The sequence below is a fragment of the Kordiimonas sp. genome, assembly GCF_048264555.1.
Lineage (GTDB): Bacteria > Pseudomonadota > Alphaproteobacteria > Sphingomonadales > Kordiimonadaceae > Kordiimonas.
This window is the reverse complement of record NZ_JBLXCX010000012.1, coordinates 1-20,488: the sequence shown is the minus strand read 5'-3', so window position 1 is coordinate 20,488 and position 20,488 is coordinate 1. Positions and strand designations below refer to the sequence as shown.

General features: G+C 53.9%; 17 protein-coding genes. 2 read left to right on the top strand and 15 right to left on the bottom strand.

The window, feature by feature from the left end:
• Nucleotides 1-174: 174 nt before the first annotated feature.
• Nucleotides 175-1,068, bottom strand: a complete 894-nt coding sequence (locus ACN0XZ_RS18545) for a proline iminopeptidase-family hydrolase (RefSeq protein WP_417459308.1) — start codon at nucleotides 1,066-1,068, stop codon at nucleotides 175-177.
• Nucleotides 1,069-1,242: 174 nt separating this feature from the next.
• Here ACN0XZ_RS18545 and ACN0XZ_RS18540 point away from each other — a divergent pair, with 174 nt between their 5' ends.
• Nucleotides 1,243-1,851, top strand: a complete 609-nt coding sequence (locus ACN0XZ_RS18540; protein WP_417459307.1) for a GntR family transcriptional regulator — start codon at nucleotides 1,243-1,245, stop codon at nucleotides 1,849-1,851.
• Nucleotides 1,852-1,934: 83 nt separating this feature from the next.
• Here the strand turns inward: ACN0XZ_RS18540 and ACN0XZ_RS18535 are convergent, their stop codons facing one another.
• The 13 genes from ACN0XZ_RS18535 to ACN0XZ_RS18475 form a co-directional block, all read right to left on the bottom strand.
• A complete protein-coding gene (locus ACN0XZ_RS18535; protein ID WP_417459306.1) occupies nucleotides 1,935-3,104 on the bottom strand; it encodes an iron-containing alcohol dehydrogenase in 1,170 nt (389 codons plus the stop codon).
• Nucleotides 3,105-3,121: 17 nt separating this feature from the next.
• Nucleotides 3,122-4,510, bottom strand: coding sequence for an aldehyde dehydrogenase family protein (locus tag ACN0XZ_RS18530; RefSeq protein ID WP_417459305.1), 1,389 nt, complete (start codon nucleotides 4,508-4,510; stop codon nucleotides 3,122-3,124).
• Between the two features lie 24 nt (nucleotides 4,511-4,534).
• Nucleotides 4,535-5,884 (bottom strand): glutamine synthetase family protein, encoded by a 1,350-nt coding sequence (locus ACN0XZ_RS18525; RefSeq protein WP_417459304.1) that lies wholly within the window; start codon nucleotides 5,882-5,884, stop codon nucleotides 4,535-4,537.
• A complete protein-coding gene (gene prpB, locus ACN0XZ_RS18520) occupies nucleotides 5,881-6,804 on the bottom strand; it encodes a methylisocitrate lyase (RefSeq protein WP_417459303.1) in 924 nt (307 codons plus the stop codon). Before prpB ends, ACN0XZ_RS18525 begins: the two co-directional genes overlap by 4 nt.
• Complete coding sequence (locus ACN0XZ_RS18515; protein WP_417459310.1) at nucleotides 6,797-8,305, bottom strand: MmgE/PrpD family protein; 1,509 nt, start codon at nucleotides 8,303-8,305, stop codon at nucleotides 6,797-6,799. The genes prpB and ACN0XZ_RS18515 overlap by 8 nt, the downstream gene beginning before the upstream one ends.
• 4 nt (nucleotides 8,306-8,309) lie before the next feature.
• On the bottom strand, nucleotides 8,310-9,041 hold the full coding sequence (locus tag ACN0XZ_RS18510; RefSeq protein ID WP_417459302.1) for an HpcH/HpaI aldolase family protein: 732 nt from the start codon (nucleotides 9,039-9,041) through the stop codon (nucleotides 8,310-8,312).
• Nucleotides 9,038-10,537: a M81 family metallopeptidase gene (locus ACN0XZ_RS18505; protein WP_417459301.1), complete on the bottom strand. Its 1,500-nt coding sequence runs from the start codon at nucleotides 10,535-10,537 to the stop codon at nucleotides 9,038-9,040. Before ACN0XZ_RS18505 ends, ACN0XZ_RS18510 begins: the two co-directional genes overlap by 4 nt.
• Nucleotides 10,538-10,543: 6 nt before the next feature.
• Nucleotides 10,544-11,407, bottom strand: coding sequence for a carbon-nitrogen hydrolase family protein (locus ACN0XZ_RS18500; protein WP_417459300.1), 864 nt, complete (start codon nucleotides 11,405-11,407; stop codon nucleotides 10,544-10,546).
• A gap of 9 nt (nucleotides 11,408-11,416) precedes the next feature.
• Nucleotides 11,417-12,496 (bottom strand): ABC transporter ATP-binding protein, encoded by a 1,080-nt coding sequence (locus ACN0XZ_RS18495; protein WP_417459299.1) that lies wholly within the window; start codon nucleotides 12,494-12,496, stop codon nucleotides 11,417-11,419.
• Nucleotides 12,489-14,210: an ABC transporter permease gene (locus ACN0XZ_RS18490; protein ID WP_417459298.1), complete on the bottom strand. Its 1,722-nt coding sequence runs from the start codon at nucleotides 14,208-14,210 to the stop codon at nucleotides 12,489-12,491. Before ACN0XZ_RS18490 ends, ACN0XZ_RS18495 begins: the two co-directional genes overlap by 8 nt.
• Before the next feature lie 49 nt (nucleotides 14,211-14,259).
• Nucleotides 14,260-15,387 carry an ABC transporter substrate-binding protein gene (locus ACN0XZ_RS18485; protein WP_417459297.1) on the bottom strand — a complete coding sequence of 376 codons (1,128 nt, stop codon included), beginning with the start codon at nucleotides 15,385-15,387 and terminating at the stop codon, nucleotides 14,260-14,262.
• A 128-nt stretch (nucleotides 15,388-15,515) separates the two neighbouring features.
• A complete protein-coding gene (locus tag ACN0XZ_RS18480) occupies nucleotides 15,516-16,568 on the bottom strand; it encodes a PepSY-associated TM helix domain-containing protein (RefSeq protein ID WP_417459296.1) in 1,053 nt (350 codons plus the stop codon).
• Nucleotides 16,569-16,670: 102 nt separating this feature from the next.
• On the bottom strand, nucleotides 16,671-18,806 hold the full coding sequence (locus ACN0XZ_RS18475; RefSeq protein WP_417459295.1) for a TonB-dependent receptor: 2,136 nt from the start codon (nucleotides 18,804-18,806) through the stop codon (nucleotides 16,671-16,673).
• Nucleotides 18,807-19,129: 323 nt separating this feature from the next.
• Here ACN0XZ_RS18475 and ACN0XZ_RS18470 point away from each other — a divergent pair, with 323 nt between their 5' ends.
• The gene (locus ACN0XZ_RS18470; RefSeq protein ID WP_417459294.1) at nucleotides 19,130-19,969 is read left to right on the top strand and encodes an alpha/beta hydrolase; all 840 of its coding nucleotides are present in this window, start codon (nucleotides 19,130-19,132) and stop codon (nucleotides 19,967-19,969) included.
• A gap of 385 nt (nucleotides 19,970-20,354) precedes the next feature.
• Here the strand turns inward: ACN0XZ_RS18470 and ACN0XZ_RS18465 are convergent.
• Nucleotides 20,355-20,488 (bottom strand): carbohydrate porin (locus tag ACN0XZ_RS18465; protein ID WP_417459309.1); only part of this gene is annotated, 134 nt, incomplete at its 5' end.

Below are 20,488 nucleotides of genomic sequence, written 5' to 3'. Positions count from 1 at the left end.
CAAGGCCGCAATCTCTTCAGCCTGTGCACGTACCAAAGCTAAAACTTCTGAAAGCTCAGTGCCATCTTCAGCGTGCGCGGACGCAAAAGCGGCTAGGACGGAAGTGGCGCATGCTGCCACAACAAAGGGGCGATAGGTCATATGAAAATCCAGTTCTCTATGGGGGATAAGGGTCTAGGCCTTCGAGGCCTTGCGCAAGAAACGTTCAAGGCAAGCGAAATAAGCATCGGGTTCTTCGAAGAACGGCATGTGGGAACTGTTCTTGAACACCCGTATTTCCGAGTTGGGCAAGACGTGATGCATCTGGGCAGAGCATGCTGGGGTCAGTTCGTCATAGAGGCCGGTTAGCAGCAGGACCGGCATTTCGATGCGATGCATATCTGGCACGCGGTTCCAGTTTTTCATGTTGCCGGTATAGGTAAATTCGTTCGGGCCTTGCATGGTCAGGTAGGGCGCCATGTTCCAGTCATCCAAGGACCGGTTGACCGCATCGGGCCATGCATCAAGCCGGCATACGTGCCGATAGTTGAGAATTGTAATCGCGGCCTGATACTCGGGATGATCAAGCGTGCCTTCTGCTTCATGGCGCTGCATCATGGCTACGGTTTCTGGGCCAAGCGCCTCGCGCAAACGGTGCAACTCTGATATCAGATAGGGGATATCGCACGCACCGTTAGCCAGTGTTAGCGACTTGAGGTTTTGCGGATGGGTGAGCGCATATTCGGTGCCCATCCATGTTCCCCAAGATTGACCGAGAAAATGCACCTTGCCCAAGCCAAGCACCGCACGCACCTGCTCCGCCTCTTCAACATAACGCTCCAGAGTCCAGAGGGAACTATCATCCGGCCTGTCAGACTTGCCGCAGCCAAGCTGATCCCAAGCCACAACGCGGAAACCACGGTCTGCCATCACGGAGTGACTGTCACGGATATAATCGCATGGCAGGCCCGGCCCGCCGTTCGCGCAGAGGAGCACGTCGTCCCCGAAGCCGAAGCTATAGGCTTTAACATTAAAGCCCTCTTTCAAAGGTATAGTGATAATTTCGTCAGGTTGACGTTCGCCTGCCATTAATAACCTCCGCCGGTGTCGAGTTGTTTATGGTTTCCCCAACACGAGAAACTGGTTTTCTTCTCGTGAAAATGTTATATGCATATAAGTGACTAAATTATATAACAATATTGGCTACTATTTAGGCTTATGACAAGAAAAAACGTATCTCCGGACACGGAATTGGATGTTGGCTTGCGTTTGCAGCGCGATATCCTGACGGAAAAACTGCGCGCTGGTGAGTGGCTCAAGCAGGCGGATATTGAAAGCCGCTATCAGGCAAACCGCTTTGAAGTGCGCATGGCACTCTCCGAGCTGGCAGCAAAACATTTGATCGATCATATCCCCAACCGAGGTTACCGAGTGATCAACCCATCAGATCGCGAACGCTCAGACCTCTATGAAGTACGCACCATATTGGAGACTGCAGCGGGCAGACTTGCCGCGCAGAAGTGTACCGACGAGGACGTCGATGCGCTGAGCAAACTGGTCGATGAATTTGAAGCTGCGATTGATACCCACAGCCGAGCTGACCTCATTGCGCTAAATCTGGAATTTCACAACAGCTTTTATGCACTTGCCGGTAATGAGCTGCTGGTGGACCAGATCCGTGAATTGCGAGAACGCGGCATCCCGGGCCGGAAAGGTGGTTGGGATACGGTTGCAGGCACCCGCGCGAGCAATGAAGATCACCGCCAGATGGTGGACATGCTGAGGCGGCGGGATGCCGACGGCCTTAGCTACACCATATACCGGCACCTCAATCGTTGGCGGGAGTTTACCAAGCCAACAGACTCCGAATAACCTAGAAAACGCCGACGTGGTAGATACCTGCCCATCACGTCGGCTCTTTCACAGTGCCAATCACCAGACAAGTTTCAACTTGCTCAGCCCAAATCGGCGACAAGCGAGCGTTCGTAAAGCTCTGCCAATTCTGCTGCGCTCAAGGGTTGGGGGTTCCCGCCCATTGACGGGTCCTGAAGCGCCGCCTCCGCCAGCATGGCGATATTCTCACGTTTCAGACCCAGGCCAGATGCACCCGCCGGAATACCAAGGCTGCGGCGAAAAGCCAGTATCCAGTCCAGCACCGCCTCAAACCCGCCACTACCCAGCCCCAGATATGACCCCAGATGCACCATCTTCTCTTCAATCACCGGGCCGTTCTTCACCATCACATAAGGCAGGAAAATCGCATTTGTCAGGCCGTGGTGCGCATTATAAACCGCGCCCACGGGGTGGCTCAGGGCATGCACGGCACCAAGCCCTTTCTGGAATGCGGTCGCTCCCATGCTCGCCGCAGACAGCATATGCGTTCTTGCCTCAATATGGCTGCCGTCCTCGTAGGCGATCGGCAACCACTCCTTCACCAGCCGCATACCCTCAAGGGCAATACCATCTGCCATCGGGTGGTATCCGGGCGCACAAAAGGCTTCAAAACAATGAGTGAAAGCGTCAATACCCGTCGCAGCAGTGAGTTGCGCAGGCAATCCCACAGTCAATTCAGGATCGCTAATCACCGCAACCGGCATCATTTTCGGATGAAAGATGATCTTTTTCTCGTGTGTCGCACTGAAAGTTATGACCGATGCCCGGCCCACTTCCGAGCCGGTTCCCGCTGTTGTAGGCACGGCAATAACCGGGGCAATAGAAGCTGAATTTGCGCGGGCGTAATTGTCCCCTACGTCCTCGAAGTCAATCAGTGGCCGGCTTTGCCCCGCCAGTAGTGCAATGGCCTTGCCCGCATCAAGCCCGCTACCGCCGCCAAGGGCAATAACGCCGTCGTGCGCTCCTTCACGATAGAAACCTGCCCCTGCTTCCACGCAGGCATCCGTGGGATTGCTGGGTACCTGAGAGAAAAGCGCTGCCTCCAAACCAGCTTCCTTCAGGAGGTCCATAATTCTGGGCGTAAACGGCAAAACGGCTGCCCCCTCGTCGGTCACCACGAGCGGGCGGCGAATGCCAAATGCCGCACAGATGGCCGCAATTTCACCGACACGCCCGGCGCCAACATACATGGCTGTAGGGTAGTTCCAGTTCACTTTCAGACTTGAAAACATGACAGGTACGCCTCTCTTTATTCGGGCAGGACAAGGTTGAAGGATTTGGGCCGGGTCAGCGCGTCATACCCGAAACGCGACAGCGTACAGCCCCGGCCAGAATGCTTGACCCCCGTCCACGCCAACGCAGGCTCCAGTGCGTCACAGCGATTGAGATACACCGTGCCAACATTGAAGGCTTCCATTACCCTCATGCTGCTCTCCGGATCATTGCTCCACACACTGGCAGTCAGACCGTAAGGGCTGTCGTTGACGAGGCCGATGGCCTGCTCATCCGACCCTACCGGCATGATCCCCACGCAGGGGCCGAATGTTTCCTGTCGCATGAACTCCATATGGTGGTTCACATTCACGAGTACTTGCGGCGCTATATAGGCCGTACCCTCTTTCGTGGCAGGAAAAAAACCTTCTGGGATCAACGGCGTCGCACCGGCCGCACAGGCCGCTGCAATCTGTGAACGTATGCGCTCGGCAGAGGCCACATTCACAACCGGCCCCAGGTTGGTCGTGCTATCCAGCGGGTTGCCAAGCTTGTAGCGTTTCACACCTTCCACGTAGGCAGAGACAAATTCATCATACACCGTGTTGGCCACATAGATGCGCTCAATGCCACAGCACGACTGGCCTGAATTGAAGAACGCACCATCCACGAGGCTAGCAACCGCATTCGGGATATCCGCATCCGCCCGTACATATGCTGCGTCTTTACCACCAAGTTCCAGCCCAACGCTCAGAAACCGCCCCGCAGACGCGCGCTCGACCGCTGCACCATTTTCAACTGACCCTGTGAAACCAACATGGTTGATATCCGCCTCACGGATAAAACTTTCTGTATTCTCAGGGCTAAGATGCAGGGTCTGAAACACACCCGCGGGCAGGCCCGCATGCGTGAACGCTTCAGCAAAACTGTCGCCCACCAGTGGCGTTTGGGGGGATGGCTTTAGGAGCACCGCATTGCCAGCGACGAGCGCAGGAACAATGATATTGATCGCAGTCAGATAAGGATAATTCCACGGGGTGATGGCGAACACCACCCCGAGCGGTTGCCGGCGGATGAAATATGTGTGCCCTTCTGGCGCCTGTTCATACCGGTCAGCCAATGCCTCTTCAGCCAGGCCAAACATACGGTTGGCACGGTAGGCCATGCCGTCAATTTCGCCCGCTGTTTGGCTGACGGGTCGCCCCATCTGCCAAGTCAGTTCTTCGGCCAGTATTTTCTTCCTGGAGACCAGATAGTCGACCGCTTTACGTAGAATTGTAATACGCGCAACCAGCGGCATTGTCCGCCAGTTTTTCAAGCTCTCTTGTGCTTTTGACACTGCCGCCTCGGCGGCTGTGTATTCCAGAAACGGCATGGCAACTACGAGGCTGCCATCAACCGGGGAGATTGTTCTAATGCCACTCATAACCACTCCAATCACAGGTATCCGCTAGATGATTTCAAAATATCGCTTCAGTTCCCAATCCGTTACATGGCGGCGGAACTCACGTTCCTCCCACTCACGGGTGGCAGCAAAATGATTCACAAACTCATCTCCAAAACTGGCGCGCGCGGCCTCACTTGTCTTTAGACGCTGTGCTGCATCCCAAAGAGTGGCGGGTAGGCGCAAGTTCTCCGCCATATCGGCCTCATAGGCATTGCCTGTGATTGGCGCACTTGGTTCCAACTTATGCTCTATTCCCCAAAGGCCGGACGCAATCGCCGCCGCCAGAGAGAGGTAGGGGTTCGCGTCCGCTGCCGTGATGCGGTATTCCACCCGTTGGCTTTTTGATGAACCCGGAATCACCCTCAAAGCACAGGTACGGTTTTCAACGCCCCATGTGGCGGCAGTCGGCGCCCAGGCGCCTGGCACCAGCCGGCTGTACGAATTCACCGTTGGGGAAATCATCGCCAGCATCTCCGGCATAAGCCTTTGCTGTCCTGCCACAAAATGGCGCATGGTGGCGTTCATTCCGTGAGGCTCTCTGTCGTCATGGAAGGCGGATTTACCATCCCGCCATAAAGAAACATGCATATGTCCGCTTTGGCCGGGCCACTCTTGTGTGCACTTCGCCATGAAGGTCGCCATCTTGCCATGCTGGCGAGCAACCACTTTCGCAAAGGTCTTGAAAAGCGCTGCCTTGTCTGCAGCCTTGATGGCATCATCAACCGTCAACGCGGCTTCCAGCACGCCGGGGCCGGTTTCCTCATGTAGCCCCTCAATCGGGATATCAAGCCCCGTAGCAGCGTCCAGCAGCGCGGTATAAAGGCTCGCATGTTCGCTACTACGCAATACGGAATACCCGAAGGTTCCAGGAGCTATGGGTGTCAGGTTGCGGTACCCCTTGGCACGCACACTTTCAGGTGTTTCATCAAACACAAAAAACTCATACTCGAAACCAGCCATTGCGCTAAAGCCCATGTCTGCGGCTTTGTGCAAAACACGGCGGAGTATGCCGCGTGGACAGTAAGACTCGGCATCACCGGCAAACTCTGCCAGAAAAAACGGCTGCCCATCCTCGAATGTAAGGCTGCGACCGCTTTCCGGCACTATGCGTACCGGCGCATCGGGATATCCATTGTGCCAACCCGTATAGCTGACATTGTCATAAAGCTGGTCATCGCTGTCCCAGCCCAGCACGACACTGCAAAAGGCCATACCGTTATCAAGTGCAGACAGGAATTTCCTGCCAGAGAGATATTTGCCGCGCAGAATACCGTCGATATCCGTGAGGCCAAGTTTGACAAACTGATCAGGGTTTGCCTGCAGACGGGTTTTGATGTCATCCACCGATATCATTCGAGGTCTCCCGGTTTGGCGGCGTGCGGAACAGTAAAGTTTGCAATGGTCGCGTCATAGGTGCCGTAGGCTTTATAGTTCAGCAGTTCATAAAGCTCCGCCCGGTGCTGCATCCGGCCCACAAGACCCAATTGCGTTCCGTCGCGCGCAATAACATCAAGACCTTCTTCCATGGCGTGCATGGCTAGACGCAGCATGGTGACCGGGTAGAGCACAGCATTATACCCCAGGTCTTGGAGCGTTCCCTTATCAAGAAGCCGGTTTTTGCCGAACTCGGTCATGTTGGCGATAAGCGGGACATCGACGGCCCGCCGAAACACTTTGAAATCATGTTCATCAGCCAGTGCGTCTGCAAAGATGGCATCTGCGCCAGCCGCCACATAGGCTCTCGCGCGCTCGGCCGCAGCTTCGAGCCCTTCCGTACCGACAGCATCCGTGCGGGCAACCAAGGTGAAATCGCTTGATCGTTTCGCCCCTGCGGCCGCGCGTATCTTGCGCACCATATCGTGCACAGGCACCAGCGTCTTGTTGTCCAGATGCCCACACCTTTTGGGCATCACCTGATCCTCGATATGGCAAGCTGCGATACCTGCTGCCTCAATCTGCGCCACAGTGCGTGCCACATTCGCTGGCTCACCAAACCCTGTATCTGCGTCCAGCAATGCAGGCAGGTTGCTGGCGCTTGTCATCTGGCCCGCTCGCCCAATCACCTCGCCTGCAGTGGTCAGGCCGATATCCGGTAAGCCAAGGTCAGCTGACAACACGGCGCCCGAGATATAGAATCCGCCGAAGCCTTTGGCCTCAATCAACCGCGCGCACAAAGGCGAGATCGCACCCGGCAATTGCAGAATTTCTGCATCATGCAGTGCTTCTTTAAACGCCGCCCGTTTCCCCGCGCTAGTTACAGTTTGGTCAAGCATCAAATATCCCCCGTATCGTTGGGCAACTGAGCATATGTTCAGGCACCTTGGGTACAAGCGCACCAAGCATTCCAGCCTTGAGGTTCATTAATCCTTCTGCTGCAACCAAGAAGCTCTCCTGCCCGGAGGATGGCAGTATGCTGTCGCATAGTTTCATAAACTTCGCTTTGTAATCTGCTCGGGCATAGGGTGCCTGCCCTAGCGGGTGGGCGTCAGCCACGAGCTGTTCATCTATGATCTCCCGGCCATCCTCCAAACGGATGACAACGCGGCCGCCAAACGCTTTGTCTGCCGGGTCTTCCGCATGATACCGCCGGGTCCATTCAGGTGCCTCTTCCGTGGAAACCTTGTGCCAAAGCATTAGGGTTTTCTCGGTGGCAGGCCTCATAGGGGGATATGATTTTTCGTGATGCCAGAAGCCGTCTTCGAGTGCCACAGCAAAAATATACATGATAGAATGGTCAAGCGTTTCCCGGCTTGCGTGAGGGTCAAATTTTTCAGGATCGCCCGCGCCGGTACCAATCACGTTATGTGTGTGGTGGCTTGTCTGAATGACAATCTGGTCAATGCTGTCAAGGTCTTCGACCTTTTCTCTCATGCGAAAGGCAAGATCAATCAACGCCTGGCTCTGATATTCAGCCGAATAAGCCTTGGTATAGGTTTCAAGTATGGCCTGCAAAGGCTGGCCCCTGTCTGGCAGGGATACTCCGTAAGCGCTTTTCGGCCCACCGAGCATCTGGGCAACCACACTATCTTCCCCTTCATATATGGGGCTTGGAGCGCCCTCACCGCGCATGGCACGGTCGACAGCTTCAACGGCAAGCTTGCCCGCGTGCGCGGGGGCAAATGCTTTCCAGCTTGATATCATACCCTTGCGGGACTGCCGCGTGGTACAACTCACATGCAGGCTTTGCTGCACCGCCTGATAGATGGTGTCCTGGTCGAGACCCAGAAGCGCACCAAGTCCTACAGCAATGGCTGGCGCCAAATGAGCAATGTGATCAATCTTATAGGCATGCAGGCATATAGCTTTCACAAGAGTTACATGCACCTCATAGGAAACCGCAATTGCTCGAATAAGAGCCTCGCCGGATACACCGCACTGCTCAGCTACCGCCAGCAGTGCCGGGATACAATCCGCCGGGTGAGCATAATCGGCGGCGAGAAACGTATCGTGGTAGTCAAGCTCGCGCACCGCAACACCGTTCGCCCATGCCGCCCACTCTGCTGCGACCGGGGCCTCTGCCCCGATCCCAAACACGCCGGCGCCCCCTATGCGAGAGTGAGCCAACGCCTGCTGGCGTGCCGCTATAACTGGCCGTCTGTTCAGGGATGCAACCGCAACGCCAGCGTTATCGATGATGCGATTTATCACCATATCGGCAACCTCATCATCAATAGGCGCTTCATTTAAGGCCACACCGGCAAGCTTCCAGGCCAACTGGTCTTCTTTCGGGAGCGCCATAGCAGACGGCCAAACTTTCACTGTATGGAACATAATCGCGCTAACCCTTCGAGGACGGTTGCTGGAAGGTCGCCATAGCCGCAAGCATGCCTGACCGAAGCGCACCAAATTCATCCGAAACGATGACTGTATCTGCCCCCAATGTGCGCGCCATTTGCTGTTCGCGCGCAGACCATGCTGGCCACATGAAGCTCTTGCCTGCCGCTTTGGCCGCTTTGGCGATCCGTTCGATATCGGCGAAATCAGCGTCAGACTGCTCATAAGCCTTGCGACCGCAGGAAAGCGCAAGGTCTGTGGGGCCCACGAACAGACCGTCAACCGTATCAAGCGCCGCAATATCTGCTACGTCTCGAAGCGCACCTTTGGTTTCGATCATCACAATGCATTTACTGGTCTTGTTCTGGGTCTCATAAAACTGTGCACCAGCGCGCTGATAGCCGAACACACGGCCGCCAGAAGCGCCCCGCTTGCCAAGCGGCGGGTATTTCGCGAAGGCTGTCGCTTGCTTGGCGTGGCGCCAGTCTTCGATCTGCGGCAGAATCACGCCACACGCTCCTCGATCCAGACCTTCCATCACGAAGCGCCGCTCAGATGCTGCCACCTTCAAAAAGGGCGTTATGCCAAGTGCTGCAGACAGACCAACCAATGTCTCAAGCGCGCTCGGGTCCATAATGCCATGTTCCAGGTCGAAAACAGCAACGCCAAAACCAAGTTCCCCGGCCATTTCGACCATGGCAACGTTAGGCGTGGTAAGCCAAATCCCTGCCTTCATGATGCAATCCTTGTAATTTTCCGCCCACCCGCGATGCGCACATCGCCCCTAAGTGCGGTGTATGACAGCTGTGAAAGGTCGGCGACATTTGCGCCAGGGCTAACGACAGTAAGACAGGCTCGGGCAATCGCACCAAAATCTGCGCGGTAATGGACGGATGATTTAAGGGCAAGTACCCTTGCCCCATCGGGTTCAATTCCAACGTGGCGAAACATAGCTTTGTCGGCTGCCTGTTGCCGCACGCTGGAGACAACAACCCGCACGTCTCCCACCCGGAGGCACGCCATGCGTCCGAGCGCAAACTCACAGCCCTGATAGAAGGGGCCGGTGCCAACAAAATTGCCATCTGCCAATGCTTCAACCGTGGCGCGAACAGCGAGGGGAGTTTCACCGAAGCCGTGGCGCGCACCCAGCGCAACATCAACCACCGCGCCAACACCTGCCTTGTGAGCCTTTTCAGCAGCCCGCGGGTCATGAAGCACCCCGACAACCGCACCGCAGATGTCTGCATCTATAAGGGAGCGCAATAGACCAACGGTGTCACCTGTGCCGCCGCAACCGGGGTTATCCTGAGTGTCCGCCAATATAACTGGACCACAACCCTCGCCATAGATTCTATCTTCAATTGCGCTCACAGCTTCATCAGGTGTCAAAAGCCGTTCGGTGAACTTGTGTTCCAGTATCGCCATCAATTCACTCAATTTGACAACACTGGCGGCGCCGCAATCCCCATAGCCAATGATTGCCGGACCACACTCCACTACATCTGCCAGCGGGAATCCTGCGGCAAATTCAACCGCACCACCCCATGCCTCCAGTTCAGCGATGCGGGCCATCATCTCAGCCATAGGCCCCTCAAGGGTGGACTGCGTTCCCATCGGAATAAGAAATGGCACCTTTACCAGCGCCTTTTTCGTCGGGGTGTCCCGCCGCGAGCGGCAAGCCATTTGAGCAAGGCGGCACGCAGCCCGCCGGCCTGTATCCGCCATATCCACGTGAGGATAAGTGCGAAATACCACAAGCGCATCTGTCGCCTGAACCATCTCATCGGACACATTTGCATGGAAGTCGAGGCTGGCAACCAGAAGCACGTCAGGACCAATCAGGTCTCGAACACGCCTCAGAAGCATGCCATCAGCGTCTGGCGCGCCTTCAGCTACCATCGCACCGTGCAGGTCAAGGTAAACCGCATCTACCGGGCCAGCACTATCCAGTCGAAAAATCAGATCATCTGAGATCTGCCCGTATGCTGCCCTTTCAACCAACCCAGAGGGTGCAGCCGAGCACCATAAAAGTGGCGCAAGCTGCCACCCTCTGGCTTCCGCAGCCTCGATAAACCCGGTGATGGGAAGGTTCCGGCGCCGGGTGCCAGCAATCATCTCAGCTCCTTGCAGCATGCCAGGCCAAGCGTCTGGCTGCACAAACGCTTCAAAAGGCGTGGTACCCTCAACAAAACTGTTGGTCTCATGCTGAAACCCGGCAATAGCAACGCGCATGATGACCTATCCCGCCACCGGTTCCGGCAAAGCGCGTACTGCGATGGGCGCCTCAAATGGTCTATCATGATTGAGGCTCATGATGCGCGACCGCGCCGCCGCGACTTCACGCAGATCAAGCGCAGCATGAATAACGCCTACACCTGTGCCCGCATCCGCCAGAACTTCACCCCAAGGAGCAATTATCAATGAATGACCGTAGCTCAAACGGTCACCATAGGGGTTGCCATATTGACCAGGGGCGATCATGAAACAGCCGGTTTCAATCGCACGGGCGCGCAACAAGACTTCCCAGTGCCCGGCCTCACCCGTTGCCTGCATGAATGCTGCCGGCGCGGCAAGCACCGTCGCCCCTGCTTTCGCAAGCGCGCGATAAAGATAGGCAAACCGTACGTCGTAGCAGATGCTCATCCCCAGCACCGCACCAGGGATTGCCGCAAGGCAAGCCTTTGTGCCGGGTTCGTAGAGGTCAGATTCATTGCTGCCCTTGGTACCTGTCACATTGGCATCAAACATATGAATTTTATCATAGTGCGCCGCCAACGTGCCGTCGGGACAAATGAGTGAAGACCGATTCACCATGGTACCCGCGTGGTTGCGCATGGTGAGTGAACCTATCAGTAGCCAAATACCCAGCGCTTTGGCTTTGGCCACAAGGGCTTGATAGGCTTGGTGTTCTGTAGCTGACCGGGCATAGTCCCGCATCGCCGCCTTGTCGCCACTGAGAAAATCACAAGCCTCAGGCAGCGCCACAAAACTTGCACCACCTTTGGCAGCCTCGGTGATCAAACCGTCAAGCTCGCGCAGATTTGCGCTCAAGTTATCGCCAGCACCATTTTGCACGCAGGCAACATGAAGAGGAGATGCCATTTCCACCCCCTAGACCGCAAACGAGATGGATCGCGAGGAAGAGAATGCCACAAACACGGTATCACCTTCCAGGTTATCTTCCGTCTCCATACGCAGTTCCGCATCTCCGATCGCCAGCATATACTGGAAACGCGCGCCCAGATAATCTCGGTCCTTCACTGCCGCCTGCAACAGGTTGTCTGCCTCTGGTGACACTTTACCTTCGGTACTAACGCTGATGTGCTCAGGCCGGATAGCGACCTGTACCTTCTGTCCTTTAGCCTGCGTGCCCCGCGCCACTGCCTTGATGGTGCCACCACCCGCAATGGTGACATCAACCATGCCGCTGTGCACCGCTGACACGACACCGTCGATAAAGTTGCTGGCGCCAATAAAGTCCGCCACAAACGGGCTGGCCGGATTGCCATAGATCTCTTCTGGCGTACCAATCTGGGCAATTTTTCCGCCCTGCATCACTGCGATGCGGTCACTGAGCGAAAGCGCTTCGACCTGATCATGTGTTACATAAATGGTGGTAAAGCCAAGCTTGGCTTGCAGTTCTTTCAGCCAATGCCGCGCACGGATGCGCAGTTTGGCATCAAGGTTTGAAAGTGGCTCATCAAGTAGCATTAGACGGGGCTCATAGACCAGCGTGCGAGCCAGGGCGACGCGCTGCTGTTGCCCACCTGAAAGCTCATGGGGGTAACGATCAACATACTCCTGCATTTCAACAAGGCCCAGTGCCTCATTTATGCGGCGCTTTTGTTCATCCTTGGGGATTTTTCTGATCTCAAGCGGAAATGCCAGGTTTTTGCCTACCGTCATATGCGGCCACAGCGCGTATGACTGGAATACAAGACCACAGTGGCGGCTTTCCGGCTCAACCATCACGCCGTCTGCGCTGTCATAGAAAACCGTGTCATCGACACTGATCTTGCCTGACGTGGGCACATCAAGCCCAGCCACCGCAAACAAGGTGGTTGACTTACCGCAACCGGAAGGCCCGAGAAGTGTTAGAAATTCGCCGTTCTCAACTGTGAAACTCACGTTATCTACCGCCTTCACGTCACCAAAATGTTTGCAAAGGTTTTCAATGAGAAGCTTACCCATAAGCTTTTACTCCCAACATTTTGCGGGCGAAGGTAACAAATCCGATCGTGATGCCGATTTGCAGGACAGCAAGAGCAGCTACGGGGCCGGTGTCACCGTTAACCCAGAATTGAAGCATGGTTGTGCCTATAATTTCGCTGCCCGAAGAGAAGAGGAACGCGGCCGACGCGTATTCCTTCAGGAACGACAGGAACAACAGGACATAGGCACCAAAGAGCGCCGGTTTAAGAAGAGGCAGAATGACCTTGCGGATGGTTGTCCACCAGTCGGCACCCACGCTGCGAGCACCTTGATCAAGGTCTTTCGACAGTTGCATCAGTGCGGGGGAAATAGCACCAAATGCCGTCGGTATCGTGCGCATTACAAACGCCAGGATCAATATCCAGATCGTGCCATGCAAAGGCCCAAGGAAGGGAAACAACAACATACCCCAGAAGAAGCCAATACCCGCAACAATCCCCGGCACCGCCCGAGGATATAGAGCTGCCAATTCAAGGCCCTTTCTGAAGCGGAAACCTGAGCGGTGAATTACAATCGTGACCAGCGCTACGAAAGCCACCGCTATCGCCGCACCAAGGGACGCGACAATGATACTGTTACTGATCGATCTTCTATATGCCTCATACTCGAAGATGAGGTTGAAGTTGTCGAAGGTAAACAACTCCCACGGTGCCAGTAGCGGCGTCAGGAAGGTGGTGAATGCCCTGAGGCCAAGGCCCATTACAGTAATACCCAGCGTAAAGAAGAAATAGACAGCCAGCGCCCCGGATACAAACCAGCGGTATGAACCGAGATTAAAGATCTTGGGTCGTGTAGCTTTACCTTTTACCGTTACAAAGCGGCCAGCGTTTTTCAGGAGCTTGTTCTGGAAATAGATTAGCATACTGATGAGCGCCAACAGGAAGAACGCGGCCGCGCCGATAAGGCCATAGTCGGGACTTGAACCGCTATATCCTTCCAGATAGAGGAAGGTGGTGAAGAAATCCATGCCGGACGGCGAACCAAGGATCAGCGGCACAGAAAGCATTTCAAGGCAGCCGATGAAGTTAAGCATCCCGCTATAGATGATGGCTGGACGCATGAGAGGAATGGTGACACGCCAGAGAACCGTGAAGGGGCCCGCACCGATAGTGCGCGCGGCGTCCTCAAGCGATGCATCGGCCCGCGCAACAGATGATGCACAGAAGAGATGCACAAGCGGCGCTTGCGCGGCGCCGGCCACCAAGGCCATGCCAGTGATGGTATAGAGGTTCCACGGCTCCGCCCCGATCCAACTTTTGACCAGCAGCGTCACATAACCAGACGGGCCATACATCATGAACCAGCCGAAAGCCAATACCAGATGAGAGATATACATAGGCCACAAAACGATCTCTCCAAAGAAGCGTTTTCCTGGCATGTTGGTACGGCCAACAAACACCGCCGTCGCAACCCCCACGAAGCATGCAATGATCGTGGTAACGGTAGACAACAAGACGGAGTTGCCCAGCGCTTCATAGAACTTTGGGTTCGAGAAAAGTCTGCTGAAATTATTCAACGTTAGTATGGCGTCGCTATCATAAAGTGGCTTGTCAAGCACCGCCTGATAAAGGATCGGCACAAGCGGCATTGCCACCAGAAGGAATGTGAACGCAGCGACGGAATACTGGATGACCTTAGCCCTAGAAATCAGGGACGCGTTGGTCTCCCCCGCAGCATTGGCAGGCGTGTTCATCTGACATCTCCTGGGCTGGCGTATGTGAGGCCAGCCCTACTGAAATACGTTAGTCTTGGATGCGGAAGGCTTGTTTCCAACGAGCAAGGAACTCGTCGCGTTTCTCGTAGGCCTCGGCGTCATACTTGACATGAATGATGTTCTCTTCGCCGATCTCATCCACGATATCCTGATAAGCCAGATACGGCACCTGTCCATGGGTCACGTCGCTCCGGTACGGGGTCATGCCCCCTTTGCCTACCGCAATCTGCCCTTCATGCGACAGGATATAGTTCAGGAACAACTTTGCTGAGTTTGGGCTTTTGGCTTTTTTGGTAACACCTATCTCACGGTGGAAAACCGGTGTACCATCCTCCATCAACTCCCAGCCCATAATCTTATCGCGGCCTGCCTGTTTCATGCGCGGAAACACAGTAATACCAGAGACAAAATATCCCATGGAATATTCGCCGCTCGTCACCTTCTCAACCATCACCGCGCCGCCAGATTCAGCTCGGGTGACACTCCCCAGCGCATCCATTACAGGCCAACCCTCATTGCCCAGATATTTTACTGCCGACCAGTGGATGTCATAGGCAAATGAATGCTTGAGTGCGTTATAGGTGGTGACCTTGTTCCGGTATTTATCAGGATTTTCCTGCACCATCTCCACCAGCTCTTCAAAACTGTCGGGTCCCTCATCAACTAGCATTTTGTTGTAGATGATAATCATGGGATCAACTGAAATGGTGTAGAGGCTTTCTGGACGCATGCTCCAGGTTGGTAAGCTGTCAGCTTCAGGCGAGCGATACTCGGCAAGTTCACCACGCTCGATAAATCTCGTCCAGCCATCTGGAGCAGCCGTGGCGATGATATCGGCGCTGTTCTTTCCTACGGATGTTTCCGAATAATATCGCTCAAAAACTGTTGAGGGGCCCAGATCAATACTTTCAAGTTTGATCCAAGGATACTCCTCCTGAAAACCATCGAGGATATAGCGCCAGTTATACTCAGCAATATTGGAGTAGACGAGTAGGCCCTCTTCCGCCTTGGACGCTTCAATAAGTGCAGCATGTTCCACACTGGTGCTTTCTGCGAACACTGGGGCTGTTACCTGAGCAGTTCCCGCCATCATTCCGACAGACATCACGCAGGCTACACTTATTTTCCCTAGGCTCTTCAAATGTCCCACTTCCATCACTTTACTCCTCATGAATCATCTTATTGAGAATATAGTAGCCAATTTATGCGCCACAATCAAGACCATATTGCTACACCACGTTTTTCTGCACACTGTGCCTTAGCTGGCACACACGGACGCCTCATTTATTTCTTGCCCGCATGCCCGGCACGTAGCAGCCATAACCAGACACCCCCGGAAGCGACAACAATAAGCATCAACCCCATAACAAAGACGAATATCTGACCTGCGACACCAAAGGCCTGGCCACTATGCAGCGGATAGAGCCAACCAAGAACGCGCGCCCACGGGCTAGCGTCAGCTGCTCGGCGCGCAAATTTTATCTGTCCGTTGTCAGTACTCACCATGATACGGTCCACGGCAGCGGGCCAAGGCTCATCAAGCGAGAACACCAGAAAACTTGCTTCTGGTTTTGATGAAGAGAAACGCACTTCCTTAACGGGACCGGAACTGCGCCCAACCCCTGAGGCAAGCAAGGCCAAAACGGGATCAAGCGGTGCGGCAGCAACGCTGGCTGAAATCAGCGCCGGGCTCATTGCAGAATTCCAGTCAAATGCGCGGATCGTGATCGACATGCCGGTAATCGCAGACACCACCAGAAACGGCGCTGCAATCACACCCAACACCCGGTGGATATCATACCATTTAATTTTGGGCCTGGCTCGCCAGGCAACCTTAAGACCTTGTCGTTTACGAAGCGGCCACCAGAAATAGACCCCTGTCAGAGCCAGAGAAATCAGCCCTACACCGATGAGAACATTCATCACCTGCCCTGGACCTTTAACAAGCAGATATTCATGCCAACGAAACAGGGTGAACATTACACCACTGGAGCTGCCCAGAGAGCTGACGCGGTATTGCCTGCTGTGGTCAATCGACACAAATTCATACGCATCTCCACCATCCACCAGCAATCGGGCAGTGACAGTATCATCTGCGTCCTGCGGGAAGTAGACCCGTGAGATAAACGCGTTGGGTCTGGCATTTCGGATAGCCGTCAACGCTGCATCAAGGCTATACGCCGAAACGTCTCCCGAAGCCTGCCGGGCTTCCCCAGCCAGTGTCCGCTCAAGCGATGCACGAAATGTTAGTGCGGTTCCGGATAGCGCCTGCGCAACAATAAACACTGCTAGAGCCAAACCAATCCACTTGTGCACTTTGCGCAACTGCCTCTGCATTTTCACCCTCTGAAAGTTCATGGTTGAAAGAAAGAAAATTGGTGCCCACCCTGGGGCAGACACCAATTAACGGGGTTCATTCTTTATGCTGTCGAAAGGAAGCTAGTAGTTGATGCGGTATTTGATAGTACCTGTCGCGCCTGGCGCTTTCGAATAGCGGTCATCGCGCTGTGCTGTCTCTGAGATATGGGTGTAATAGTCAGTATTCAGGGCATTGTTTACACCAACGGTGAGCGTACCCGGACCAACCTCACCAACAATGCTTACATCCAGCGTCACCCATGAGTTCACATCACCTTCCCAGAAAGCCGTACTGCCGGGGAATTTTTTGCGACTGCCCGAATAGAGGCCTTGAACCCGCACCCGCCAATCGGAGGAAATGTCATGCTCCAAGTAAGCCGTCAGCTTGCGTGGCGGAATACGACGATGCTGCAAAAAGAGCTCATAATCGCCGTCCAGATCCCGATCCTCTTTGCCTTCAAGCCAAGTGTAGCTGCCGCCCGTGCGCCATGTATCAGACAGTTCAGCATTCATGCTGAACTCAAAGCCATACACTTTGTCCGCTGTACGAGTCTCAATCACATTGTCTTTGGGATTATTCGGGTCCGGGCTGAACGCAAGACCATTGCTGGACGTGGTGTAAAACACAGCGAATTCAGCCGAAACGGCACCCGTATTTGCGCGCACACCCGCTTCATAGTTGTCAATCAGGTTCGGTTTTGGTGCCAAAATATTGACATTTACATCCACGGGATATGAGCGCAACACCCGACCGACGCTTGCCACTTCAAACCCTTGGGAGAAACCAGCAAAAAGGTTGATGGAGTCCGACACATCATAGGTCAAACCCACATTCACTGGTGTCGCAGAATATTTGAGCGTGCCACCGGTAATCTCCGCGAGCGTAAAGAGCGATGTGAAATCCTGAATTGTAAGGTCGGCTTTCTCATGCCTAATACCGGCGGTAAGTGAAAGGCGATCAAACAGCGGCATGGTTAGCTGACCAAACACCGCTCGGCTTTTGAGCAACTGTGTGGGCGCAAATTCGCGACCATCTACCAAGCCTGTAACCGTATCATCATGAAGGTAATCCGCACCCCACAACAGCTCCGCCCCTTCGCTCAGGAAGTCAAGCGGCGTGCGCAGATCGAGACGGAAACCATATTTTTCAGAGTCGGTGTCAGACTGCGCGGATGGCTTGCTGGTCAAAGGAAAGCGGGTCGCGAGATATTCAAACACGCTTTTCGATTTCTGATAATAAGCCTGCACATTGAGATTGCTGCCAAACACGTCACCGTGTGAGTAATTAACGGTCCCAACAAGGTTTTCATGAAACTGATCAGCCTCTTCAGTATCACTTGCATCCTTAGGGATCGCTGTAGCCTTCACACCGTCTGCAACGCTGCCCGCAAGGAGCTTGTAGTCTGTATCCTGCTTCTGGCGATATTTGTTGATACTGGCTTCAATGCGCTGGTTTTCAGCAAACTCAAAACCAAACTTGCCATAGTAGCTATAGATTTCAGAATCTGCGAGACCACTGAACCCGTTGGGTATCGGGGCAATACGGTCACCGTCGGCGTCAAAAAAACCGCCGACCTTCTCATAATAGCCTGACACCTGATAATCAAAGGCGCCATCACCGCCGGAAATGGATTGGCGCACAGAAGGCCGAAAGCCGTTCCCAATATCCGTTAGCGAGAACTGGGTACCAACCTCCGTGCTGAACGTCGTGTCGCCCTTGGCACCCGCGCCAGTGATATAGTTGATAAAACCGGCACCCGCACTGTTGCCATATAATGCAGACGAACCACGTACAACTTCGATACGCTTGATGATGGCAGGGTCAATCAGCCTCAACTCGCGCCCCACGTCATTCAACGTCGGCGTTACAGGCACGCCGTCGATGAAAAAAACAGGCTTGCGTCCGCGCAAACTGGTGGTGAAATTGGCGGGTGACGCGGAGCTAGTCCCCATGCCTGGCACCAACTGTCCGAGGATTGCCTCCAGATCGGAGGTAACCGAAAGCTGCTTGTTCAACTCTTCTTCATCGATCAACGTAACTGATCCAGGCATAGACTCAATCGACGCAGGCAAGCGTGATCCCTGAACAACCACCTCTTCAATCACCACTTCTGCATTCGACTGCGCATGTACAATCTGTCCGCCCAAGCCCGCAGCCCATATTAAGGTTGCGACCGAAGCCGACATAGACAACCCCATTTTTCTCTGTCCAATCATTTGAACTCTCCCTGAATAGTAACAATGCCAAAAACGGCAGTCGTGTCTATGCCGCTCTCCCTGAATAAATAGTAGCCATTATTGTAAGCATATGCAAGCGCCTATTTTTTGATGAAAATAATGACAAAATTCTATTTTTATCGTTATATATCATATATTTATAGTCATACTTCTCAGAATACTCGACCTCGATAGCAATTTTTTCTTGGCCATTTTTCACCAAACTGGGGCGTATTTTGCATATTTCCCTTGATTTGGCGTTGTATATTGGCGACTATATTAGCCGCAAACGCATATCGTACATTTCAAGTAGGAGTTCCCGGGTGGGCATTACTGGTCAAAAAAGCATAAAGCCGCTATCGGTCTATTATATGGGAAATTCCACAACCATCGCTTGCCAATCAGATCAGCGATTCTCCTATTGTACCTACACGCCAGAGGACTGGACGCCCGAAACAGCGCATGAATACCGTCTATTAGTTGTGGTACATGGCAGTGATCGTGCTTTTCAGGATACTCGACAGGCGTTTGTATCCTTAGCGGAGACGCTAAAACTCATTATCCTGTCGCCACTATTTCCATCAGGAATTGGCAATGCCTCAGATACCGACGGCTATAAGTACATCGAATTCCAAGGCATCCGCTTTGATCACATCCTCATAGACATGATAGATGAGACTGCTAGGCGCTACGGTGTTGACACAGCAAAGTTCTCGTTATTTGGTTTCTCTGGTGGAGCACATTTCGCGCATCGTTTTTTCTATCTTCATCCGGAACGCCTTACAGCATTGTCTATCGCAGCTCCGGGATCGGTTACGCTCCTCAACCACCCATCGCAATGGTGGGTCGGCACCAGCGACATTAGAAGCCGCTTTGGTAAGGAGCTAAACCTAAACGCAATGCAAAGTGTGCGCACACAATTGCTCGTGGGTGATCAAGACCTCAAAAACAGTCTAATCATCCATGCTCCAAACAGTCCAACCTGGGTGGAAGGTGCCAATGACGCGGGCAATACACGCGTCGAGCGACTACATACCCTCCACGCCAACTGGCAAGAACACGGCGTCGACGCCGAATTCACACTCCTGCCAGATGTTGGCCATACGCTCGCGCCACTTGCAAAGGATGCCTGTAGATGGCTGAAAAGCATCCTTAGTGCCTAAGGTACCTACTTCACTATACAGTTGCGCGATATGACATTTACCCCCTAATGCCAAGCCCAAAAACTTGGTTCAAGTCCACCAAACCCTGTAGCCAGCAAAATCATATCTATAACCACAAACACCGTCATACTGTTCAACAGGTCAGCACCTGATACTTCGCTCAATCACGTAACGACACTAATTTTGTCCGAAAATTTCTGGACTTTTTTAGTGTCGTTTTTCGCAACGTGGCTACCATACCCAGCTATTCGAATATGCGATGGGTTTGTCGCGACCACATCATCTAGTGATCAGGGCGGACAAAACTAATGTCGCGGGACATGAGTAGCAGGTGTTATACCCACGCAGAACACCGCCCGAATCGGCCCGTTTTAGCTGACCTGCTTCAGTTCCAGCTCATTTCGGCTGTCATCCTGAGGCCGATGGCAAGTACGTCCTGGCTGCCTTCAAGCGGGTTGATGACATATTGAATGTCGGGCTGGAAGGAGAGCCAGTCAGTGAGGCTGGCCTTATAGGTCA